Raw genomic sequence first — 21787 nt, 5'->3', positions numbered from 1 at the left:
AATCGCAAGTTAGCGACTGGCAGACACCCTGTTTGAATTCGTTAGATGTAATTTACTTTCTACTTAAGAATATACAGCTCGATATCCTGGAAACCAAATGTGCTTACGGACTGTTTGCTACCCGGGATAAAGATATCAATCCGATGACCCTTGATTGCACCGCCCACATCACGCGCTGTGGCTACAAAAGCCTGCTTTGGCAATCCTGGATGGCTGTGACCAGTTACCAGTACTTTGGTTCCGAGTGGAATTACACTTGGATCAACTGCAATCGTACCCAGTTCAAGGTCATTTCCGAAATAATCGACTGCACCCCAGCCTCCATTTTCAGACGGATCTGCAGAGTAAGCCGTTGCTTTTACGTTCACAGCTTTGCTGTAATCGAATGTTTTACCCCAGGCCTGAACCACTTTGTTATCTGCATTAACGTCCAAGCTTGCTGTGGTAACCGTTTTGGCATGGGTCTTGCTCTCCGTCGCCGCGGCAGCTACATTGTTTGCCTTACCGGGAATCGTAATTTTCAAACCACCATAAATGTTGTAAGGTGAAATGTCGTTGTTTGCTTTAACCAACGTGTTCATTGCTACTCCATATTGTTTTGATAAGGTGTAGAAGGTATCCCCTTCTTTGGCCACATGAACTGAATCGGCGTGAGCCGGAACGGCTTGAATTAGCATTGCTATTGTCAATAATGCTACTGCTGTTTTGGCTATACGTTTCTTGTTAATCATGGTCTTCCTCCCTCATTGTGCCTGCGAAGTTAGTTGTCGGATTCGGATGAGGAGCCCACCCTATAGGTTCTTCATTACATTGGAATCGTTATGTACCCCTAATTCACCCCAAGCAGTGTGCTGTAGATCTCCCCCCTGCACAATCTGCATCGTTACATCCCCCGCACTCCCTGTCCGGAAGTTTCGGCAGAGTTCAATATATCACAACTTTGTAACCTGAACTTGTAGTAATTCTTACCAAATGGTTTTTAGCATGTCATCAACTGTAAGAATACTGGATAATTCAGAAAATTTAGGCGAACCGACTTCTTTATATTTGGTAACAGAAAAGTTACATTTCGAATCTTTAAGTGATTAATGCGCATAAAAAATAGCGTTACCGACTCGAAGTCAGTAACGCTATTTGATCACTTCGTTTAGAGTACTTTCGCAAGAAAATCACGTGTACGTGAATTTTTCGGTGCTCCAAACACCTCATCTGGTGTTCCCTCTTCTACAATAACCCCGCCGTCCATGAACAGGATCCGGTCTCCTACTTCACGTGCAAAACCCATCTCATGCGTTACAATGACCATCGTCATCCCGCCTTCTGCAAGACGTTTCATGACATCCAGCACTTCACCGACCATCTCGGGGTCCAGTGCCGAAGTAGGCTCGTCAAACAGCATCACATGCGGCTGCATGGCCAATGCTCTTGCAATGGCGATCCGCTGCTTCTGTCCACCGGACAGCTGATTCGGGAATGTATCTTTTTTATCGTACAAGCCCACGGTGTTAAGCAAATCAGCAGCAATTTTTTCCGCTTCCTGAGTGGATTGTTTCTTCACTTTAATCGGAGCAATCGTGATGTTTTGCTGTACCGTTTTGTGTGGGAACAGGTTGAAATGCTGGAACACCATGCCCATTTTTTCCCGAGTTGCATTAATGTTGTGCTTCGGATCAGTGATTGACACGCCTTCAAAATCAATCTCACCCGAGGTAGGCTGTTCCAACAGGTTCAGACAACGCAAGAATGTACTTTTACCTGAACCGGAAGGGCCGATGACTACGACGACCTCACCTTTGCCAATCGTCACGTTAATGCCCTTAAGCACATCGTTATTACCATAAGATTTGTGTAATTGTCTAACGTCTATCACTTGCACTCAACTTCCTTTCCAGTCGTCCCAGCAGCTTGGACAAAATGAACGTCATTACAAAGTAGATGGCTGCTGCAATCAAAAATGGACTCAATCCTTGGTACGTAATGTTTTTGACTACACTTGCCTGATACATAATATCCACCATACCGATAACAGAGATAATGGAGGATTCTTTAATGATAGTTATGAATTCATTACCGATCGCTGGTAATACGGCTTTGAAGGCTTGTGGCAATATGATATAACGCATCGCGGCGCCTCTTCCCATACCTAATGAACGCGCTGCCTCCAACTGACCACGATCCACACCTTGGATGCCCGCACGGAAAATCTCCGCCAGATAGGCACCACTATTGATTGAAAGTGTAATGATACCTGCCTGAAGTGCAGTGAAGTTAATGCCAAAGCTCAGGGAAAAACCATAGTAAATAATCATCAATTGTACCAGCATCGGTGTGCCACGGATCACTTCAACGTAAGCAGTACCGATCCAGCGCAAGATTGCAGCGTCATGCAAACGGAACAAACAGATGATCAATCCAATAATTACCCCGAAGATAACCCCAAGTGCAGACAACAGAAGTGTGTATCCTACACCTGTAGCATAGAAACTTTTATATTCCCAGAATACTTGGAAAATATTTTGTGATTTGTTCGCTTTATCCGCCATCAAGAGGCTGGCGTCCGTCACCATCTGATTGATTTTATCTTCACTTTTCAATCGCTCCAGTGTTCCATTTACTGCAGCTAGCAGCTCGGTATTACCTTTGCGAATCCCGATTGCCGCTTCTGCTTGCTCTTCGTCCGGAACAGCAGCAGCAAGTCCAATGATATCGTCCAGATAACCTGCAGCAACGGTATCTTCAACGATTGCCGCGTCAATGCGTTTTGTTTGCAGTTGAAGCACGATATCCGAGATTTTATCAAGCGCAGTAAGCTTCGCTCCTGGAATACCTTGTCCGATTGTTTCCTGAATGGAGCCTTTCTGAACGCCAATTTTCGCATTTTCAAGTTCTGCCATGGTTGGATATTTGTCTTTATCCACATTGCGAACCATAATCACTTGTTTTGATTTATAATAGGTGTCGGAAAAATCGATACTTTTCTTCCGCTCATCCGTCGGCGTCATACCTGAAATTACCAGATCAACACGCCCGCTCTGCAATGAAGGCAGAAGACCGTCGAAGCCCATATCCTCAATCACAAGTTCAGCGCCAAGATCTTTGGCAATCTCTTTGGCGATCTCAATATCAAAACCGACGATTTCATCTTTGCCATTAATCACTTTATGGAATTCATAGGGTGCAAAATCGGCACTTGTACCGAGTACCAGCTTTTTACTGCTTGAATTATCTGTAGTTCCACTTGCAAGTGCCACAGGAACGGCAGTTGTCAGCAGAACGACAAGGGTCAACAGCATCATGGTATAACGACTTATTAATTTCAACCTCGTTCTCTCCCCTTACAATACTTTGTATGCTTCTCATGTTGATGACTGAGTCATTATAAAGTACAATGCATGATTATGCAATGCATTTTGACATTACAAATCTTGACTTGTTTCTGAAAAATTGAAGCAAACATGATATAATCAATGAATTATTTTCATTTTTGCATAAGGAGTTTACTAATGACAGCTAACAAATCACAAATTCTGACGGTTATTGATCAATATGCTTCCCGTTTTAAAGCCATTTCATCATATATCGGTGCCAACCCCGAACTGGGAAATGAAGAGTATCTCGCTTCTGCCCGTTTGAAAGAAGAACTGGTCTACCACGGTTTCACTGTAGAAGCTCCAATCCTTGGACTGGAGACAGCCTTTATCGGAACCTATTCAGCCGCCAAACCCGGCCCTACCATTGCATTATTGTGTGAATATGACGCCTTGCCGGAGATTGGTCACGCTTGTGGACACCATCTGATCTGCATGATGAGTCTTGGAGCTGCTGTTGGGCTGAAATCCATTCTGGATGAAGTAGGTGGAACGATTAAAGTGTTTGGCACACCCGCTGAAGAGACACGTGGTGCCAAAGTTCCGATGGCAGAAGCAGGTTTGTTCGATGACTGTGATGTCGCTCTCATGGCGCATCCATATTATGCCTACGAAAAGTCAGGCAGCTCGCTGGCTATTGATGCAGTACAATTTGAATTCCATGGCCGATCTTCACATGCTGCTGCAAGTCCACACGAAGGTATTAATGCTCTTGATGCCGTCATTCAAACGTTCAACGGAATCAATGCATTCAGGCAACAAGTGAAAAGCACCGTTCGCATTCATGGTGTGATCAACAACGGAGGTCAGGCAGCTAATATCATTCCTGACTATGCTTCTGCGCAATTTTATGTACGGGCAGCAACTCGCAAAGAACTGAATATCCTCACAGAACGTGTGATTCAGATCGCTGAAGGTTCTGCTCTCCAGACAGGATGCAAGCTGGTGACATCCAACTATGAAACGTCCTATGACGAGATGGTTACCAATGAAGCATTCTCAGCTGCGTTTAGTCAAAATCTGATGGAACTTGGTATCCCGCAAGAAGAGATTGTGAGTGGTAATGATCACGGCTCTATGGACATCGGTAACGTTTCCCTGAAATGTCCTGCAATCCATCCCTACATTCGTGTTGTGGATGAGGTTCATACCTTGCACTCTATAGCCTTTCGTGACCTTGCACTTCAGGAGCGCGCGCTGGATGGCATGATTCTGGGAGCAAAGGCACTTGCTACAACAGCCTATGACGTACTGAGCCAGCCAGAGCTGCTTCAAACCATCCGCACGGAGTTTGAGCAAGCTATTCGCTAAAATTCACTTTCAACATGTTATATAGGGGTGCCCTGAACAATCTTGAATTCCAAGCTGTTCAGGGCACCCTTTTCTATATTAGCTGTAAGTATATTCAGCACGAAGCTGGAAATGCTGTGAAAGAAACCTTTGAAAACGATGAAAATAATACATTTTATTACAGTAAATATGATTCATTTGCTGGCTAACTTGGTTAATTATAACTATAAGTGCGTGTTCAAAAGACCGGTTTTCATAACTTATCCTATATTCAGGAGGTGCTGTCATGCTGCTCGAAGCCATGTATCATGTTCCTCGTGACAAGTGGGCTTATGCCTATAATTCGTCTACCATACATCTGCGCGTACGAACCAAACGAAATGATGTGCAATACGTGACTGCACTGACCGGAGATAAGTACGATTGGAATGGAACGTACAAGGAAATTCAATTGGAGAAGGCTGCTTCTGATAACATGTTTGATTATTGGGAGGCTGCCGTCAAGCCACAATTCAAACGTCTCACCTATATATTTCGGATAACTGCCGGTTCAGAAGATGTTTTTCTTGCGGATAATGGAATTCATTATGAAACCCCCTATCCAACTGGAGGATATTATGAATTCTCGTATATACATGAAATTGATGTGTTTAAGGTGCCCGAGTGGGCCAAAGAAGCTGTTTTTTATCAGATCATGACGGAACGGTTTGCTAATGGAGATCCTAAGCTGAATCCAAAAGAAACTCATGACTGGGGTGGCAAACCTCAGCTGGACAATTATTTTGGTGGAGATCTGCAAGGTGTGCTGGATCATCTGTATGACTTAACTGAACTTGGCGTGAACGCCATTTACTTTACCCCGTTATTCCAGGCCAATTCTTACCACAAATACGACACGATTGATTATAAAAAAGTCGACCCTCATTTCGGTGATAATGCCCTGCTCAAACAATTGACAGAAGAATGTCATCGGCTGGGTATACGTGTCATGCTTGATGCGGTGTTTAACCACTGCAGCGAAGACTTCCCTCCTTTTCAAGACGTGCTCCAGAATGGAAAAAACTCTAAGTATGCCGATTGGTTCCACATCAATGAATATCCGGTTCAGATCAAGGATGGTATACCAACCTACGATACATTTGGGTTCTATGGAAATATGCCCAAATTCAATACAGCCAACCCTGAGGTTAAGGCATATCTACTCGATGTAGCTGAGTACTGGATCAAGGAAATCAAGCTGGATGGCTGGCGTCTGGATGTAGCAAATGAAGTGGACAACCATTTCTGGCGTGATTTTCGCAAGGTTGTTAAATCAGCGAATCCTGAAGCCTATATTGTTGGTGAAGTATGGAGCGACTCCTTGACCTGGCTTATGGGAGATCAATTCGACTCCGTCATGAATTATCCATTTGCCGACAAAGTGCTTCAGTTCTTCTGTGGTTCAATGGATGGTTATCATTTTGCCAACGAGATGGGTTCACTAATTATGCGCTATCCGCAACAAACCAACGAAGTGATCTTTAATATGCTGTGCAGCCACGATACCCCTCGACTGCTCACCCGGTTAGGAGAAGACAAACGCCGTTTAAAATTATCGGTTGTATTTCTGTTCACTTATATCGGTACACCTTGTATTTTCTACGGCGATGAGGTGGGAATTAGTGGTGATGCTGACCCGGATTGTCGAAAATGTATGGAATGGGACCCCGCCAAGCAAGACAGAGAATTGTATGATTTCTATCGTCTGATGATCGATTTACGCAAAAGCAATGAAGCCCTGCGCAAAGGACGCTTCCGATTCCTCAAGGCTGATCACAATGATCCCTGTATCGTGTACGAGCGCGTGGATGACAACCTTCACTTTACCGTATGGATGAACAATACACCTCAAGATCGAACGCTTTCTCATCCCATGGAAACGAAAGACTGGAAGGATGCATTAACTGAAGAACCTGTGTTTCCAACCGATGGAATGATGAATATTAAGCTTGACCCCTATGGGTACCGCATTTTGTACAGGCAGCTTGATCCGGCAACCATCCAACACTACTGAGGTTTAAATTCTGAGAGTCTTATAATAAAAGAAAAACACTTTCACCGTCTCAGATGATGACTTTCATTCTGAGCTTTTGGAAGTGTTTTGTTTTATTGATTAAAAAAAGCCACAGCAGGAATGCTGTGGCTCATTCAGGATTGCATCAGTTTACTGGATCAAGTGTGATCCGACGATAAATGTCCATATATTCCTCCGCTGAGACATTCCAGCTGTATTCTCCGCCCATTGCATTTTTCACGATTTTCTTCCAGTGTTCTGGCTGTTTGTAGATCTCCTCAGCACGCCGAATGGTATTCATCATGTCATGTGCGTTAAAGCTTGTGAATGAGAAGCCATTCCCTTCTCCAGTAAACTCATTGTATGCCTGCACAGTGTCGTTCAGACCGCCTGTTTCCCTTACGAGAGGCACACTACCGTACCGCAGAGCCAAAAGCTGACTAATACCACATGGTTCGAACCTCGATGGCATCAGGAAGATATCACTGCCTGCATAGAAACGTCGGGATAACCCATCATTAAACGTGATCTGGGCAGACATTTTGAGCGGATAACGATTAGCAGCTTCACGGAACCAGTGTTCATACATAGGCTCTCCTGTTCCCAGTACCGCGAATTGAATATCATCATAGTACAGCAATTCATCAAGGATACGGCAGACCAGATCAAGCCCCTTAGAGTCGACGAGCCTTGTCACCATCACCATAAGTGGTACATCAGGACGAACGGGAAGTCCAAGTTCCTTTTGCAGTTCAATTTTGTTCTCCGTTTTCTTGGACAGACTGGTTCTGTATTTCACTGGAATTTTGTTGTCCGTTGCCGGGTTGTAACTCTTGGTATCAATCCCGTTCACAATCCCGCTGAAACGATCTCCAAGTGAACTGAGCAGTCCGTCCAGGCCATATCCATAATAAGACGTTTGCACTTCCTGTGCGTATGTTGGGCTTACGGTTGTCACATGGTCAGCATACACAATTCCTGCTTTCAAAAAATTGACGTTACCGTAATATTCGGCTCCATCCACGGTGAAATATCGATCGTCCAGCTCCAGGATTTCACTGAATAACTCATGCGGGAATACCCCTTGGTACAACAAGTTATGTATGGTGAATACCGTACGAATACCACTGTAGAATGAATCGTGTCTGTAATGGGCTTCAAGCACCAAAGGGATCATTCCTGCATGCCAGTCATGACTGTGCAGCACGTCAGGCTTGAACTCAATCTGTGGCAACACTTCCAGAACTGCACGGTTGAAGAAGGCGAAACGCTCGCCATCATCCATATAACCGTACACTCCATCACGCCCAAAATAATACTCATTATCCACAAAATATACTGGAATCCCATCATGAACCAGCATTTCTATACCACAATAGGGTCTGCGCCAGCCAAGAGGCACATCCGTTGTAATTACAGGCTGTAGTGCGTCTTTATATTCATCGGGAATTCCCTTGTACTTAGGCATAATCACCCGCACATCTGCCCCGTTCTTTTTCAATGCAAACGGGAGAGCACCAATTACGTCAGCAAGGCCTCCTGTTTTGATAAATGGATGTACTTCAGCAGCAGCAAATAGAATATTCATGCCTTTGTCCTCCTCTTCGGTTTGAGCGTGTTGCTTTCATTTTTATTCTTCGTTTTTGAACTGACGGAAGTTATGCTCGCAGGTGATTCATCCGTTTTCCGACGCGTGTTCTTTTTTAGAATCACGATGCTCAGCGGAGGCAATACCAATTCGAGACTATGCGGATGCCCATGAAAAGGAATCTTTTCGGTAGGCAGTTGCATATCATTAGTAATGCCTGAACCGCCGTAAACGGAATGGTCACTGTTCAGTACTTCGGTATACATACCGGGACGCATGACACCAATCCGGTAACGCTCCCGCTTGACCGGCTGAAAGTTAATGAGCACAAGGAGTGTATCCGCAGGTTTTTTTCCTTTGCGTACGTATGAAATGACACTTTGGTCCTGATCATCCGGAGTGATCCATTCATAACCGTCCAAGGAATGATCAAGCTCCCACAAAGCTTTTTCACTCAAGTACAGGTTAGACAGCTCACGCTCAAACTTATGCAAATTGCGGTGACTGTCATAATCCAGCAAGAACCAGTCCAGTTGATCCTCATCTTTCCATTCGATGAACTGGCCAAAGTCTCCACCCATAAACAACAGCTTTTTCCCTGGGAAAGTCATAAAATAGCCCAGAAAAGCACGCATGCCGGCAAATTTCTGCTCATAGGTTCCTGGCATCTTGTCGAGGAGCGACTTTTTGCCATGAACAACCTCGTCATGTGACAGAGGTAGCACATAATTTTCAGCAAAGGAGTATACGACCGGGAAAGTCAGCAAATGATGTTTGGAAGGACGCTCATGAAAATCAGATTCCATGTAATCAAGCGTATCGTTCATCCAGCCCATGTTCCATTTGTAGTTGAAACCCAGACCACCTTCATCTACAGGTAAAGTCACCATTGGCCATGCACTAGATTCTTCAGCCATCATCAAAGCATAAGGGAAATACTTGAACACCGTCTTATTCAGCTGCTGCAAAAAGGCTACAGCTTCCTTGTTCTCAAGAGCACCTTCATCATTGGTACGATATTGTCCTGGCTGCTTCTCAAAATCAAGCCGAAGCATACTCGTAACCGCATCAACACGGAGTCCGTCAAAATGATACATCTCCATCCAATATAATGCATTGGAGATCAGAAATGAACGAATCTCAGGTTTCGAGTAGTCAAAGCCAAGTGTACCCCAGCCCGGCTTCTCTGCTAACATCGGATCCGCATACTCATACAAAGGCGTACCATCAAACATACGCAACCCATGAGCGTCTTTGGCAAAATGTGCAGGTACCCAATCCAGCAATACGCCAATCCCAGCCTGATGTAGTGTATCCACCAGATACATCAGATCTTTTGGATGCCCATAACGACTGGTTGGTGCATAAAACCCTGTGTTTTGGTAGCCCCACGAAAGGTCATATGGGTGCTCACTGAGGGGCATCATTTCAACATGTGTATATTTCATTTCTAATAAGTAAGGAACAAGCAAATCAGCCATCTCACGATAACTATAGAGGCTTCCGTCTTCTTTGCGCTTCCAGGTTCCCATGTGCATTTCGTAAATATGTAGAGGTTTGTTATACATGGCACGTTGTTTGCGTCTCCAGGCTCCATCATTCCATTTGTACCCTTCGATTGAACTGGTGACAGAGGCTGTCTGAGGTCGAACCTCTGCTTGAAACGCATATGGGTCCGCTTTGAGCAATTCTGTTCCATCTTCCGTTAATATACGGAACTTGTATAAAGTTCCTTCGTTGATTTCCGGAAAAAAACGACTCCAAAATCCTGATTCGGGTATCTTATATAAAGGTTCCTTTTCGCCTTTCCATTCATTGCGGTCCAGAGCCAGTCCTACTTCTACGGCATTTGGTGCCCACACGGTAAAGCGATACCCCTGAAGGCCATCGCAAGTCTCAGGCTGCGCGCCCAACATTCGATAACTGTGATGAAGGTTACCTTCATGAAATAAATAAATATGCTCCGGCAATATGTCCGGGTGTGCTAACGGTTGAATGGCCAAGAGATCACCTTCTTCTCAAGAAAATAGATATAACAGTAACCATTACCCCATTCTAGCCAAGTTGAAAAGAAAAATGCGGTGAATTAGAAAATGTTGTACATTTTCAGAATTTTTACAGTAACAATCGTTTCATTTGCTCTACTTTGCGTTAATGATGTACTACAATGCACAATATTTTGGGAGGGAAACGATTATGTTTAATAAAGATTGCATCGCTATGCTGTTGGCGGGAGGAGAAGGGAAGAGATTAGCCCCTTTAACCTCAAGTATCGCAAAACCCGCTGTACCGTTTGGCGGGCACTACCGGATCATCGATTTTCCTCTCAGTAACTGCGTAAACTCAGGGATCGATACTGTAGGAGTATTGACGCAGTACGAAGCGGAATCTTTACACGATCATATCGGTGGAGGAGAACCATGGGGACATGGCAACTCTAGTGAAGCAGGAATCTCCTTGCTTCCATCTTATCATACAGGAAATGACGAATACTTGGGAACGGCGGATGCTATTTATAAAAATATCGACTATATTGATCAACAAAACCCCGAAAATGTTCTAATTTTGTCGGGTGACCATATTTATCATATGAATTATCGTGATATGTTGGAGGCTCATCAAGCCAATAATGCCGCAGCAACGATTTCAGTTATGGAAGTTCCATGGGATGAAGCACATCGCTTTGGGATTATGGCTGCCGATGCTGATTTGCGTGTAACCGAGTTTGCCGAGAAACCGGCTGAACCAAAAAGTAATCTGGCTTCAATGGGCATTTACATGTTCAAATGGGATTATCTGAAACGCCATCTCTTGGAAGATGCCGCTAACCCTGAATCCAGTCATGACTTCGGTAAAGATGTTATTCCACAAATGTTGAACGAAAATAATCCCCTGTTTGTCTATAACTTTAATGGTTATTGGAAAGATGTAGGTACAGTTAAAAGTCTGTGGGATGCACATATGGATTTGTTGCACAACGAGGAAGACTGGAGTCTTCAAAAAGAAAACTGGCCGATGTTTACTCGCGACTGGCGCTCCAAACCAAGTGCTTACAAAGCAAGACATACAAAGATCGAACATGTTACTTCCATGATTCATGACTCTTGTGCAATCGAAGGTCGTTCGGAACGTTCCGTTATCTTCTGCGGTGCAGAAGTAGGTAAAGGCTCTGAGGTTAAAGACAGTGTCGTTATGCCTAACGCACGCATTGGCCGCGGGGTTCACATCGAACGCGCCATCATTGGTGAAGGGGCCATAATCAAGGACGGTGCAATCGTTAAAGGTACGGCGGATGAAATTGTGGTTGTTGGACCTAACGAGATCGTCTCTGCCAAACCTGCAGTCCGTACACAACCTGTTCGTATGTTGAAAGAAGTATATGAAAAAAGTGGGCGCCTGCGCACTGGTGAACTTTCTTCATAATAATATGCAAAAAAGGTGAGCCTTGGATGGCTCACCTTTTTTTCTGTTGATATGGATGTTATAAAGCGTACATGCTCGATCGTCAGGTAGAAAAGTCTCTTATCTTTTAAATCTTAAGACTTTTCTATATCTGATTTTGTATCGCTTGCTATTCGCTCATCTGTGAATTCAGCATCACCAGACGCAGTTACAGATTCTTCTGTACCCATCTCCTCAGACACAGCCGGTAATGTAACAGTAACGGTTGTACCAGATCCAAGTTCACTCTGCATCGTGATCGTCCCCTCATGCAGTTCTACCAGTTCTTGCGTAATCGCAAGACCCAGTCCCGTTCCTCCATTTTGATGATTTACCTGGAAGAAGCGGTCCCGTACTTTGATTAGGTGTTCTTCACTAATTCCGATACCGGTGTCCTGAACAGCTGCAATGATCTGACCATTCTCCTCTTTGACGGACAAGAAGATCCAGGAATTCTCATGTGAAAATTTGATCGCATTATCAACAATGTTTAAGAACACTTGTTTCAGTCTGTTGCCGTCTCCATGGACATTATAAGCGCGAGTCTCGTCCGTTTCCAACTTGAGATGGACTTGTTTTTGTTCCGCTTTGGCCCAAACATTCAACATCGTTTCCTGTACAATTTCACGAATGTTGACCGTTCCTTTGACCAGCTTCATCTGATTCTGTTGTAATTTGGAGAAATCCAGCATCTCTTCAACAAGTCCGATCAGGCGTTCGGTTTCCTTGGAAATGATGCCCATACCGATACGTGTCTCTTCCGGATCATAACCGCCTGAGTCCAGTGTCTCGCTCCAGCCCTTAATACTGGTCAGAGGTGTTCTTAATTCATGTGAGATCGAAGAGATAAAATCATCTTTGATCTGATTACTGCGCACAATCTCATGTGCCATGAAATTAAGTGTTGAAGCCAATTCGCCCAGTTCGTGCTTATAATTCCCCTTAACCCTGACATCCAGCCGTCCTCTGGCCATTTGGGCAGATACTGCGGTGATGTTGTTAATTGGACGTACAATGGAATTTGCCATCCCAATACTGATGATCAACACTATGGCAAGCACGCCAACACCGACCGCAGCGGCGAGTAGTCCCATATTCAACAGCTTTGAATTCACATCTTCGAGTGAAGTCAGATATCGAATAACATAAGTATTTTCGCCGCCCAGATCAAACTTGTGTGAAACGGCCATGACGGATTCTCCAGTACCTGGTTGTCTTCCAATCCAGCGTCCCATATCCCCATTCAGAGCCTGCATAATATCACTGGTTTGCAGCACAGCACGGTCAGATTCAAAAGCAGTCGAACTCGCCAATACGCGCCCGTTCAGATCCAAAATTTCCAGTTCAGTATTGGACAATGCCAAATTCACAATCAATCTGGACAGATTATTGCCGTCTTCCGTGTTATTCTCACGAGCGATCGGCTCGAAAAAGTCCTTTGAATTGGAAATGTGGGTACTAATCGTATTGTAGATACTTTCATAATAGTACCTTTGCACTGCCAACATAAATACGAATTCGACCAACAGCAGAGCAAGAAAAACTACAAAGAAATAATGTAGTACGATCTGCCGTGTAATGCCTTTTTTAATCATTGCTCCCGGCCCTTCCATTTGTACCCGTGACCCCATACTGTCTGCAGGTATTCGGGCTCGGAAGGATTGTTCTCAATTTTCTGACGTAGACGACGAATGTTGACATCCACAATTTTTGGATCACCCATGTACTCTTTTCCCCATACATGATCTAACAATACATCGCGGCTGAGCGGTGTATTTTCTTTTTCCAGGAAAAATTGAATCAAGGAAAACTCCGTTGGAGTTAACTCAATAGCTTCATTTTGTTTCTTGAATTGCTTCGAGATCAGGTCCAGTGAAAATGGCCCAGACTGGAACGTAACCTTCGCCGCAGTTTCCCGATGCACGTTCACACGACGCAACAATGACTGAATACGTGCAATCAACTCTGTTGGGCTGAAAGGCTTGCTAACGTGATCATCTGCACCAACGGAAAGTGCGTACACTTTATCCTGTTCCTGAACTTTCGCGGTCAAAAAGATGATGCCTAGACGTTCATTGGTTTCACGGATCCGTCGACACACCTCGAATCCATCAATACCTGGTACCATGACATCCAGCAGAGCCAGATCAATATCCGGTACCGTCTGCAGTATGCGAAGCGCTTCATGCCCGTCACCCGCTTCAAGCACTTCGAATCCGTTTCTCTTTAAATTAATCACTATAAAACTGCGGATGGATTCTTCATCCTCAAGAATAAGTACTTTACTCATTAAGTTCTCCCTTTCTATTCAGCTGAGAAGTATTGCTCAGTGCATCTTTACCAGCCTCTGATTGTGCTACCCGTGATGCAATAACCCGATCTTTGGTGCGGGTAATTTCCTTCCAGCTTTTACCCTTCTCCTGTTCCCACTTGGAAAGGGTGAAATATTTGATCTCTGCCACGGTTTCATCCGTATCAATCATTTTAAATCGAATATATTTTTCCTTCTCCGATTTGGTGTCAATAGTGATCTTACCGTACCACTCTGGTTTGAGATTTAGATGGAATAAATCAGCATCATCCCGGAATTGGAATGAGACAAATTTCTTGCTGTCTTTGCCATCCCACTGATAATAGGTGTAAAACCACAACCGAGAGTCAAATACGTAATGCTCCCAACCTTTTGGAGTCTCTTTAAGTCCAAACTCAATAATACCATCATTATCGACATCACCGCTTAAAATTTTGTCATCTCTATACGTTTGATCCGGTGATTTGAAAGCATTGACTAACTTGTTATCTTTAACATACATAATTTGCGAGAAGGAACTCCGATCATCCAGCTCGGCATCCAGTACAATGCCCATCTGTCCTTTGGCGATCTCACCGCCCAGAGCATTATAAACTTCTTTAACGGTATAATCGGTCTGCACCCGATCAACTTCCTTGAAGCTGCCATCTTCGTACTGATATAACGCAATCGTTGCAAAACCGCTGTTGTTCAGCGAAATGATAACAAAATCACTCTTACCATCTCCGCTCAAATCCAGCGTGTTCCCCTGCGCATCATCAATGATATATTGATTATACGGAACTCCACCCAAGACCTGCTCCAGTGCCCCGCCCTTGTACGAATATGCAGTCAGGGCCTTCTGCTCCTGCAGACTTACACCAAGAATAATATCCGGATTTCCGTCATTCGTAATATCCAATACTTTAAAGGATTGCAGCTCATTTCCCGGCACATCAAATGTAAGTTTTTTAACCCAAGTGCCTCCCTGCTCTTCCAAAATCATGCCATGGATTCGTACATTCTCATTTGGTGTCTCATAAAAAACAATCGCTTCCCGAGTTCCATCCCCGTTCAGGTCTTCCACCCGAATCATGCTGGTATTATTCATATCCTTGGGACGAATCAATGTACTCTCTGGCGGCAATTTAACCTGAACCACGTTGTACAGTTTCTCCTTATCGGTGGACATCATTGGTTTTCTCATCAAACCCTTGGGGTCACTTATGACTGTGCATCCGCTTAGAACAGAACCAAGCATAATCGCCATAGTTCCTGCTGCTACAAAGCGTCCCCACCGTGAATTAAACAATCTCATCACTCTTTTCAATAGTTTAAATCTGGTTTTTTTCTTGCTGTGTCAGTCTTCGTCCACGAATATCAAAAGCAATCTTGCCGTCTGCCAATCCCCAGATCCGTGTGGCATGTTTCTCAGCAAGTTCAATTGGCAATACTGCAATGACTGTTGCACGTTCTTCTTCACATAATTTGCGAAGCGTTTCCAGCACCGAATCTGCTGTGTGCGGGTCAAGACCAATCACTGGTTCATCGGCCAAAACGACTTTGGCACCATGAGCAAGTGCTCTTGCAATAGCAACACGCTGCTTCTCGCCACCACTGAGCTTCTCTGCTATTTGATGTGCTTTATCAAGTAATCCCAATCCTTCGAGATAATCCATAGCACCCATATAATCATCGGAACGTACCATACCGGTTACCATTCTCCATACAGGAGTCTGACCTGATCGTCCGATTAACACATTTTTAAGAGCCGTACGTCTGGGAAATAGTTCTGGATTTTGTTCCAAGTATGCCCATTCCCGTTTGATTTTCCGTTTTCCGGACCAGCCTTCTTTCAAAATCTCGGCGCCATCCACCGTAAATCGGCCTGAATCCCATTTCTCCATCATAGCCAGACATTTGAGCAGCATGCTTTTTCCGCTACCGCTTGAACCAACTACAGCTATCATCTCACCTTGTTGCATATCAAATCGAATATCCCGTAGTACGGGAACGCGGTCCACGCCAACGGATTTACTCAAGTTCTCTACTCTGATCATCGCGATGTCTCCTCTTGTCCATGTTTTTCCCTACCACTAGTGTACTCGGAAATGGACATCAATTTCCATGCGAACACCAGCTTCTATTTTAACACAGATTCGAACTCTGGTTTACGACGAAATAATATACCTGCCAAGCCGAAAAGAAGATACATGATTCCGAGCAAGGTGAACATGCTTCCGGGTGAAATCCAGTTGATCATCTGACCACCCAGATTCGGTCCAATAATACTTCCAATCGTGAAATGAAAGGAAGCCACAACGTTGGCTGCAGGCAGCAACACTTTAGGCAAAATGTCTGCGGCATAGGCCAGGCCCAGTGAGAAAAAGGAACCGACCAGGCCACCTGCGATTGTTAACAATACAAGCGTCCACCAGAAATGCGTACCTGCGACTGGAACCAGCATAAAGATGATTCCCCCACTGATGCCCGCAAACATCAATATCTTTTTACGCCCGTATCGGTCACTCAACATCCCCAGAGGCAATTGAAGGAACAAACCTCCAATCCCGATAAAGGGAAGCAACGACGAAATCTGATCGGTGTCGAACCCAATACGCAGGCCATACACGGGGAAGTTACTATTCATGCCAGCCTCCATATATCCGTATAAAAGAGCAGGTAACAGTGCGTACCAAGCCCATGCCAGACTACGACGGAAGCGCCGTTCAGGTAGCTGGCCATGCTCTGCTTTTTCCGGCTTCGTATTCGGAAGCTTCATTAATACCAGTATAAGCACTGCTGCCATACATACGAACAATACCCAGAAAGGGACAGCATCACCGAAGCCAAGCAGCTTGATTCCCAGCGGACCAATGCTGAATCCCAGACCGTAGGACATGCCATATAGCGATATGTAGCGACCACGCTTTTCAGGTGCCGTAACAAGCAGCACCCAGAGCTGAGCCGCATAATGCAGTGCGCTGTCTCCTATTCCAACGATCAGGCGCAATATGAACCATATTTTAATATCTGGTAAATACGGAAATAGTATTAAAGGGACCATGACCAATATCAGGCCACCCACAATCAGTTTTTTGAACCCGAGTGCTCCTAATAGTCGTTCCGCAACTAGAGTCATGGCAAAAGAGCCAATGTACAATGCAGCAGCGTTTAATCCGTTTAAACCTGGTGAAACCCCTTTTTGCTCCAAAAAAATCGAAAGCACAGGCAGCAAAAGCCCCTGACTAATTCCAGCTACCACAATAACCGTAATCAAAATCAGATAGTTGGCTGTCGAGTGTGATATTTTGGGGCGAGTAATCGATGACACGAATTCATTCCCCCTGCGAGCACACAAAGAAAAATCGCCATCACTGACGACTTTTGTATGGTATACATATGGTTTTAAACTGCTATTCTTGAATCAGGGCTTTGCCCCGGACTTGAACATTATAGTGGACAACGCCCTGCAAAACAAGCCATAATAGTACTTAAGTCGCTGCGTACACTTAGATGTGACGGGAGGATTCTGCAACAATATGGCTTATCATGTTAAAATTGATGTTTCACCGATATATGAAATGCTCAACAGCTTTCTGGTTTATGTCACGAAAAAATGGATTCAGCATCTGGATATAGGTCCTGAATGGATTCTGGAAGTGGAAGGCAAACTAAGTTCCAATGTACGAGCTGCGCTCGCACCTGCTGCCACTTGGCCTTTTGATGATTTTGATGTCCTGTTTGCATGGGCTGCTTATCAAAATGATACGAAGGAAAATCGTGAATTTCTGGACATGCTTGCCGGAATGACAGCGGAAGACCTGTTTGCACGTGTGTCTCCTCTTCTGCCCGCTCTTACATTAGAAGAATCTACGCGCATTCGGAACAGTTATGTCCCATTATTGCGACTATGGGATGAACACTACTGTCAGAATATGAGCGAAGATCAGCGTGTGTGGCTGGAAGAAGATGCCGAAGAAAAACGCATTTTGCTTGACAAAATGGGCCCTGAACTGCTAATTGAATATGCTACAGCAGGAGTTCTTGTTGAACCAATGCCTGGATTGAACGAAGTTATCCTGTTTCCAACGGTGCACAATCGCCCTATTAATATGTACTGCTTCTATGAGGGGATGATGATTATGCAGTATCCCGTAGATGCACCTGAAGAGAACGAAGACCAGCCGCCAACATGCCTTTTACGTTTTACCCATGCACTGGCTGATCCCGAAAGACTTCGCCTGCTTCGTTACGTATCGGATGAACCCAAATCCCTCGCTGAGATGTGTGAAGAATTGGATAAAGACGAAGACACGGTCAAAGACCAGGTAATGGCGCTACGCATCGCAGGTCTGCTACGGACCCATCTGCTCGGAAGTAACCGCAAAGAGAAATACAGTATTCGGCCGGATGGCGTATCTGAATTGAATATGTTCCTGGAATCCTACATTCGCATTTAATTTAGTTGAACCATTGTGGAGTTACTGGCTACAAGGAGTGAGTTAGATCATGAAAATAATGAAACAACATATTTTGTTTGACCTTGATGATACACTCGTATATTGCAACAAGTACTTCAACCTGATTTTGGGAGAATTCTTTGAGAATATGCAAGAGTGGTTTGATGGACATTCTCTGACAACACAAGAGATTCGGGAAAAACAGCTGGAGATCGATGTAACTGGAGTGAACAAGCTTGGTTTTGCAAGTCATCATTTCCCGCAATCCCTGATTGATACCTATCGTTACTTCTCCGGAAAGTTCAACAGATTAACTTCTCCCAGAGAAGAGTCCTATCTGAGCAAGTTGGGTATGAGTGTGTACGACCAGGAGGTTGAACCCTACCCTCATATGGTTGAAACGCTTGAGAACCTCAAAGGTGCTGGACATTCCCTCTACTTATATACCGGCGGCGAAACTGTGATTCAGCAGCGCAAGATTGATCAGATGAAACTCTCGGCTTATTTTGATGATCGGATCTATATCCGACAACACAAAAACGTCGAGGCACTGGAAGGCATTCTGTCTAACGGTCCGTTTGATCGTCGTGCAACTTGGATGATCGGTAACTCACTGCGGACAGACATTATGCCCGCGGTAAAAGCCGGAATTCACAGCATATATATCAAACAACCAAATGAATGGCAATACAACATCGTAGAACTTCAACCTAATCCGGAAACATCGATGTATACCATCACTGCACTGGAAGAGGTACCAAAAGTCATACACGAAAATATACAACAGCAGCAACAAAAAAGGACCCTTGGATAAGGGTCCTTTTACTTTATCTTGACTAACATCAAGCATCCTGTTTCTCACCAGATAACTTGCCTGTTACCACGTCTTGCAAAATAATACGTGCCTTCACGGTACTCCCGTCTTTTCGTTTGAACGATAGGACCTGGGTACTCCCCTTCTCAATCAGCGATTTTAACATCGTACTGGTGATTTTCTTGCCCGCATACTCTTTCCAGACCACAAACGAACAGCCTTCCTTGAAACGTGAGCATCCATAACCTTTCTTGCCCTCTATAATCTGACCTGTACAGCCGGGAGAAGGACAAGGTGCCAGTAACTCTCTCACTCCGGTTGGGCTCGCAGTTGAAGATGGCGCCTTGTTGGTCGTGCTTTTCGCACTGCCGGCTCTCGATGAAGATGCCGAAGTCTGACGGGACGTTTTTACAGTTGAACCGCCACTAGCTGTCTTGGCTGATGTCCTTGTATTACCCGCCTGGGTTCTGGCTCCCTTGCCTTTCCCCCTGCCTGCACGCGAATCTTCTCCAAAAGCATCTGCCGGCGCCGGGGCTTGTACACGCACTTTCTCAATGATGGACAAAGTGAATTTCTTAACGTTCTCCATGAACTTGTCCTGACCCGCCTCACCTTTGGAAATCTGATATAACCTTCTTTCCCATTGCCCGGTCATCTCAGGTGAAGTTAACAGATCTACACCCGCACGGCGAATCAACTCAATAGCTGTTCTGCCTTTGAGCGTTAACTGCATTTTCTTCCCTTGCAGCGTAATGTAACCCACGTTTTTGAGGCGTTCAATTGTAGCCGCACGTGTAGCCGGAGTACCCAGACCACTATCTTTCATCGCATCTCGCAGCTCTTCATTCTCGATCTGCTTGCCTGCGCTCTCCATCGCTTTCAGCAATGTTCCCTCGGTATAACTTTTGGGAGGCTGGGTCGCCTTCTCCTTGAACTCACTCTTCGTACATTCAACAGGCAATTCAGGTTGTACAGCAAAAGCCTTGTCCGTCCACTCTTCAGCTTCATCTTCCTCATTGCCGCTTTTCTTACTCTTCTTCTTGCCTGCACCACCCTGTTCCTGATCTCCAGAACCGAGAACCACTTTCCATCCGAGGGACAGCAGCTCTTTGACAGATGTCTTAAACTGATGTTTCTCCACTTCGGTGAGCACGGTATGTTGCTTATACTCCGCCGGAGGATAAAAGTGAGACAAGAATCGTCTGACAATCAAATCATAGATGTTCTGCTCATCCTTGGATAAGGCACCTGGTCGCTTCAAAGTAGGTAGGATCGCATGGTGATCCTCAACCCTGCTCGGATTACATACCCCTTTATTATTCTTATGAACAAGCTCTGGCTTGGCCCCTTGCGCAAGCTCACTATAGGTACCATTTTTAAGCAGGTTTAGCGTTTTGTGCATACCTTCGATATTCTGTTCAGTAACATAGTTAGAGTTTGTCCGCGGATACGAAATTACCTTGTGTTTTTCATACAAGGCCTGTGCGATATCCAGTGTTTTTTTGGCACCATATCCGAACTTGGCATTGGCTTCACGCTGTAAAAGGGTCAGGTCATACAAACGATACGGATACTCCTTCGTCTGCTTTGCTTCGTATTTGGTAATCTGTCCTGTCTTGCCCTTCACACTGGCTGCAATGGCCTCTGCTGCCTCCGCATCGGTCAACTTATCTCCCTGGCGCAGTCCCCGATACTCGACACCTTCCTGCCGAAACCAGGCGGCTACTTCATAAAAGGTCTGTGACTGGAACGCTTCAATCTCTATTTCACGATCGTAGATTAGCGCGAGTACCGGCGTTTGAACACGACCTACAGACAACAATGCATTATGGCGGGTTGTAAACGCCCGTGAGGCATTCATTCCGATCAGCCAATCGGCTTCACTTCTTGCGCGAGCAGCATGGGTCAAATTTTCAAATTCAGAGGCATCCTTCAGACCATCAAAACCACGTTTAATGCTCTCTGCCGTCAAATCCGATATCCATAAACGCTTTACAGGCTGACGCAGCTTCAATTGCTGTTGTATGAGGGCGAAGATGTACTGACCTTCTCTCCCTGCATCGCAAGCATTAACGATCGCTGAAGCCCGTTTTGCCAGTTCTCCAATCATTTTGAGCTGATCTTTTGTTCTCGGATTGGGTACAATCTTGAACTGATCGGGTATGATTGGCAGGTCCGCTATATTCCAGCGTTTGTACTTTGTATCATAGGCATCCGGTTCAGCCAGTCCAAGCAAATGCCCTATCGCCCAAGTGATGATGTAATGCTCACCCTCCAGATACGTGCGATTGTTCTTGGCCTTTGGTTCTATGACGGCGGCAATGGTTCGACCCATGTCGGGTTTTTCCGCTATAACCAGTGTCTTCATCCGTCCATCTCTCCTCCTTCACCGTCCGCATGACGCCAAAAAGGGGCATTCCGCCGACGGAAGCCCCTTGCTTCTGAAACTCATTATATCAGATTTTGGATTCGGGAGCACC

The 21787-nt window shown here is 45.0% G+C and carries 16 protein-coding genes and 1 riboswitch; of the genes, 5 read left to right on the top strand and 11 right to left on the bottom strand.

Annotated elements, in window-relative coordinates:
- Positions 1–59 precede the first annotated feature (59 nt).
- The 3 genes from FE296_RS25185 to FE296_RS25175 all read right to left on the bottom strand — a co-directional run bounded on the left by FE296_RS25185 (position 60) and on the right by FE296_RS25175 (position 3293).
- Entirely contained in the window at positions 60–731 is a 672-nt protein-coding gene (locus tag FE296_RS25185) for a 3D domain-containing protein (RefSeq protein WP_150366721.1), read from the bottom strand.
- A 2-nt stretch (positions 732–733) separates the two neighbouring features.
- Positions 734–930, bottom strand: a riboswitch (cyclic di-AMP (ydaO/yuaA leader).
- 217 nt (positions 931–1147) lie between these two features.
- Positions 1148–1870, bottom strand: coding sequence for an amino acid ABC transporter ATP-binding protein (locus FE296_RS25180; protein WP_017688094.1), 723 nt, complete (start codon positions 1868–1870; stop codon positions 1148–1150).
- Positions 1857–3293, bottom strand: a complete 1437-nt coding sequence (locus FE296_RS25175; protein WP_411860614.1) for an ABC transporter substrate-binding protein/permease — start codon at positions 3291–3293, stop codon at positions 1857–1859. The genes FE296_RS25180 and FE296_RS25175 overlap by 14 nt, the downstream gene beginning before the upstream one ends.
- A 210-nt stretch (positions 3294–3503) precedes the next feature.
- On the opposite strand from FE296_RS25175, the gene FE296_RS25170 reads away from it, so the two are divergent.
- Positions 3504–4679, top strand: coding sequence for a M20 family metallopeptidase (locus FE296_RS25170; protein ID WP_150366720.1), 1176 nt, complete (start codon positions 3504–3506; stop codon positions 4677–4679).
- Between the two features lie 265 nt (positions 4680–4944).
- A complete protein-coding gene (locus FE296_RS25165; RefSeq protein WP_124115245.1) occupies positions 4945–6711 on the top strand; it encodes an alpha-glycosidase in 1767 nt (588 codons plus the stop codon).
- A gap of 145 nt (positions 6712–6856) precedes the next feature.
- Here the strand turns inward: FE296_RS25165 and glgA are convergent, their stop codons facing one another.
- Positions 6857–8299 carry a glycogen synthase GlgA gene (gene glgA / locus FE296_RS25160; RefSeq protein WP_124115246.1) on the bottom strand — a complete coding sequence of 481 codons (1443 nt, stop codon included), beginning with the start codon at positions 8297–8299 and terminating at the stop codon, positions 6857–6859.
- Positions 8296–10302 (bottom strand): 1,4-alpha-glucan branching protein GlgB, encoded by a 2007-nt coding sequence (gene glgB / locus FE296_RS25155; protein WP_150366719.1) that lies wholly within the window; start codon positions 10300–10302, stop codon positions 8296–8298. Before glgB ends, glgA begins: the two co-directional genes overlap by 4 nt.
- A gap of 193 nt (positions 10303–10495) precedes the next feature.
- Between glgB and FE296_RS25150 the strand changes: the two genes are divergently transcribed.
- Positions 10496–11722 (top strand): glucose-1-phosphate adenylyltransferase, encoded by a 1227-nt coding sequence (locus FE296_RS25150; RefSeq protein WP_124115248.1) that lies wholly within the window; start codon positions 10496–10498, stop codon positions 11720–11722.
- Positions 11723–11835: 113 nt separating this feature from the next.
- On the opposite strand, the gene FE296_RS25145 is transcribed toward FE296_RS25150, so the two are convergent.
- From FE296_RS25145 to FE296_RS25125, 5 genes are all read right to left on the bottom strand, one after another.
- The gene (locus FE296_RS25145; RefSeq protein WP_150366718.1) at positions 11836–13335 is read right to left on the bottom strand and encodes a sensor histidine kinase; all 1500 of its coding nucleotides are present in this window, start codon (positions 13333–13335) and stop codon (positions 11836–11838) included.
- Positions 13332–14030, bottom strand: coding sequence for a response regulator transcription factor (locus FE296_RS25140; RefSeq protein ID WP_017688086.1), 699 nt, complete (start codon positions 14028–14030; stop codon positions 13332–13334). Before FE296_RS25140 ends, FE296_RS25145 begins: the two co-directional genes overlap by 4 nt.
- Positions 14023–15342 carry a hypothetical protein gene (locus FE296_RS25135; protein WP_143781232.1) on the bottom strand — a complete coding sequence of 440 codons (1320 nt, stop codon included), beginning with the start codon at positions 15340–15342 and terminating at the stop codon, positions 14023–14025. Before FE296_RS25135 ends, FE296_RS25140 begins: the two co-directional genes overlap by 8 nt.
- Positions 15343–15364: 22 nt before the next feature.
- Entirely contained in the window at positions 15365–16090 is a 726-nt protein-coding gene (locus FE296_RS25130; RefSeq protein ID WP_091020744.1) for a phosphonate ABC transporter ATP-binding protein, read from the bottom strand.
- Between the two features lie 83 nt (positions 16091–16173).
- A complete protein-coding gene (locus FE296_RS25125) occupies positions 16174–17364 on the bottom strand; it encodes an MFS transporter (protein WP_150366717.1) in 1191 nt (396 codons plus the stop codon).
- A gap of 208 nt (positions 17365–17572) precedes the next feature.
- Between FE296_RS25125 and FE296_RS25120 the strand changes: the two genes are divergently transcribed.
- Both FE296_RS25120 and FE296_RS25115 read left to right on the top strand, forming a co-directional pair.
- Complete coding sequence (locus tag FE296_RS25120) at positions 17573–18493, top strand: ArsR/SmtB family transcription factor (protein ID WP_124115252.1); 921 nt, start codon at positions 17573–17575, stop codon at positions 18491–18493.
- 49 nt (positions 18494–18542) lie between these two features.
- On the top strand, positions 18543–19307 hold the full coding sequence (locus tag FE296_RS25115) for an HAD family hydrolase (protein WP_091029388.1): 765 nt from the start codon (positions 18543–18545) through the stop codon (positions 19305–19307).
- 28 nt (positions 19308–19335) lie between these two features.
- Here FE296_RS25115 and FE296_RS25110 read toward each other — a convergent pair whose 3' ends face one another.
- Positions 19336–21675 (bottom strand): type IA DNA topoisomerase, encoded by a 2340-nt coding sequence (locus FE296_RS25110; RefSeq protein WP_124115253.1) that lies wholly within the window; start codon positions 21673–21675, stop codon positions 19336–19338.
- Positions 21676–21787: the final 112 nt, after the last annotated feature.

The organism is Paenibacillus sp. UASWS1643, from assembly GCF_008693195.1.
Classification (GTDB): domain Bacteria; phylum Bacillota; class Bacilli; order Paenibacillales; family Paenibacillaceae; genus Paenibacillus; species Paenibacillus amylolyticus_B.
This window is presented reverse-complemented; position numbering and strand designations above follow the sequence as displayed.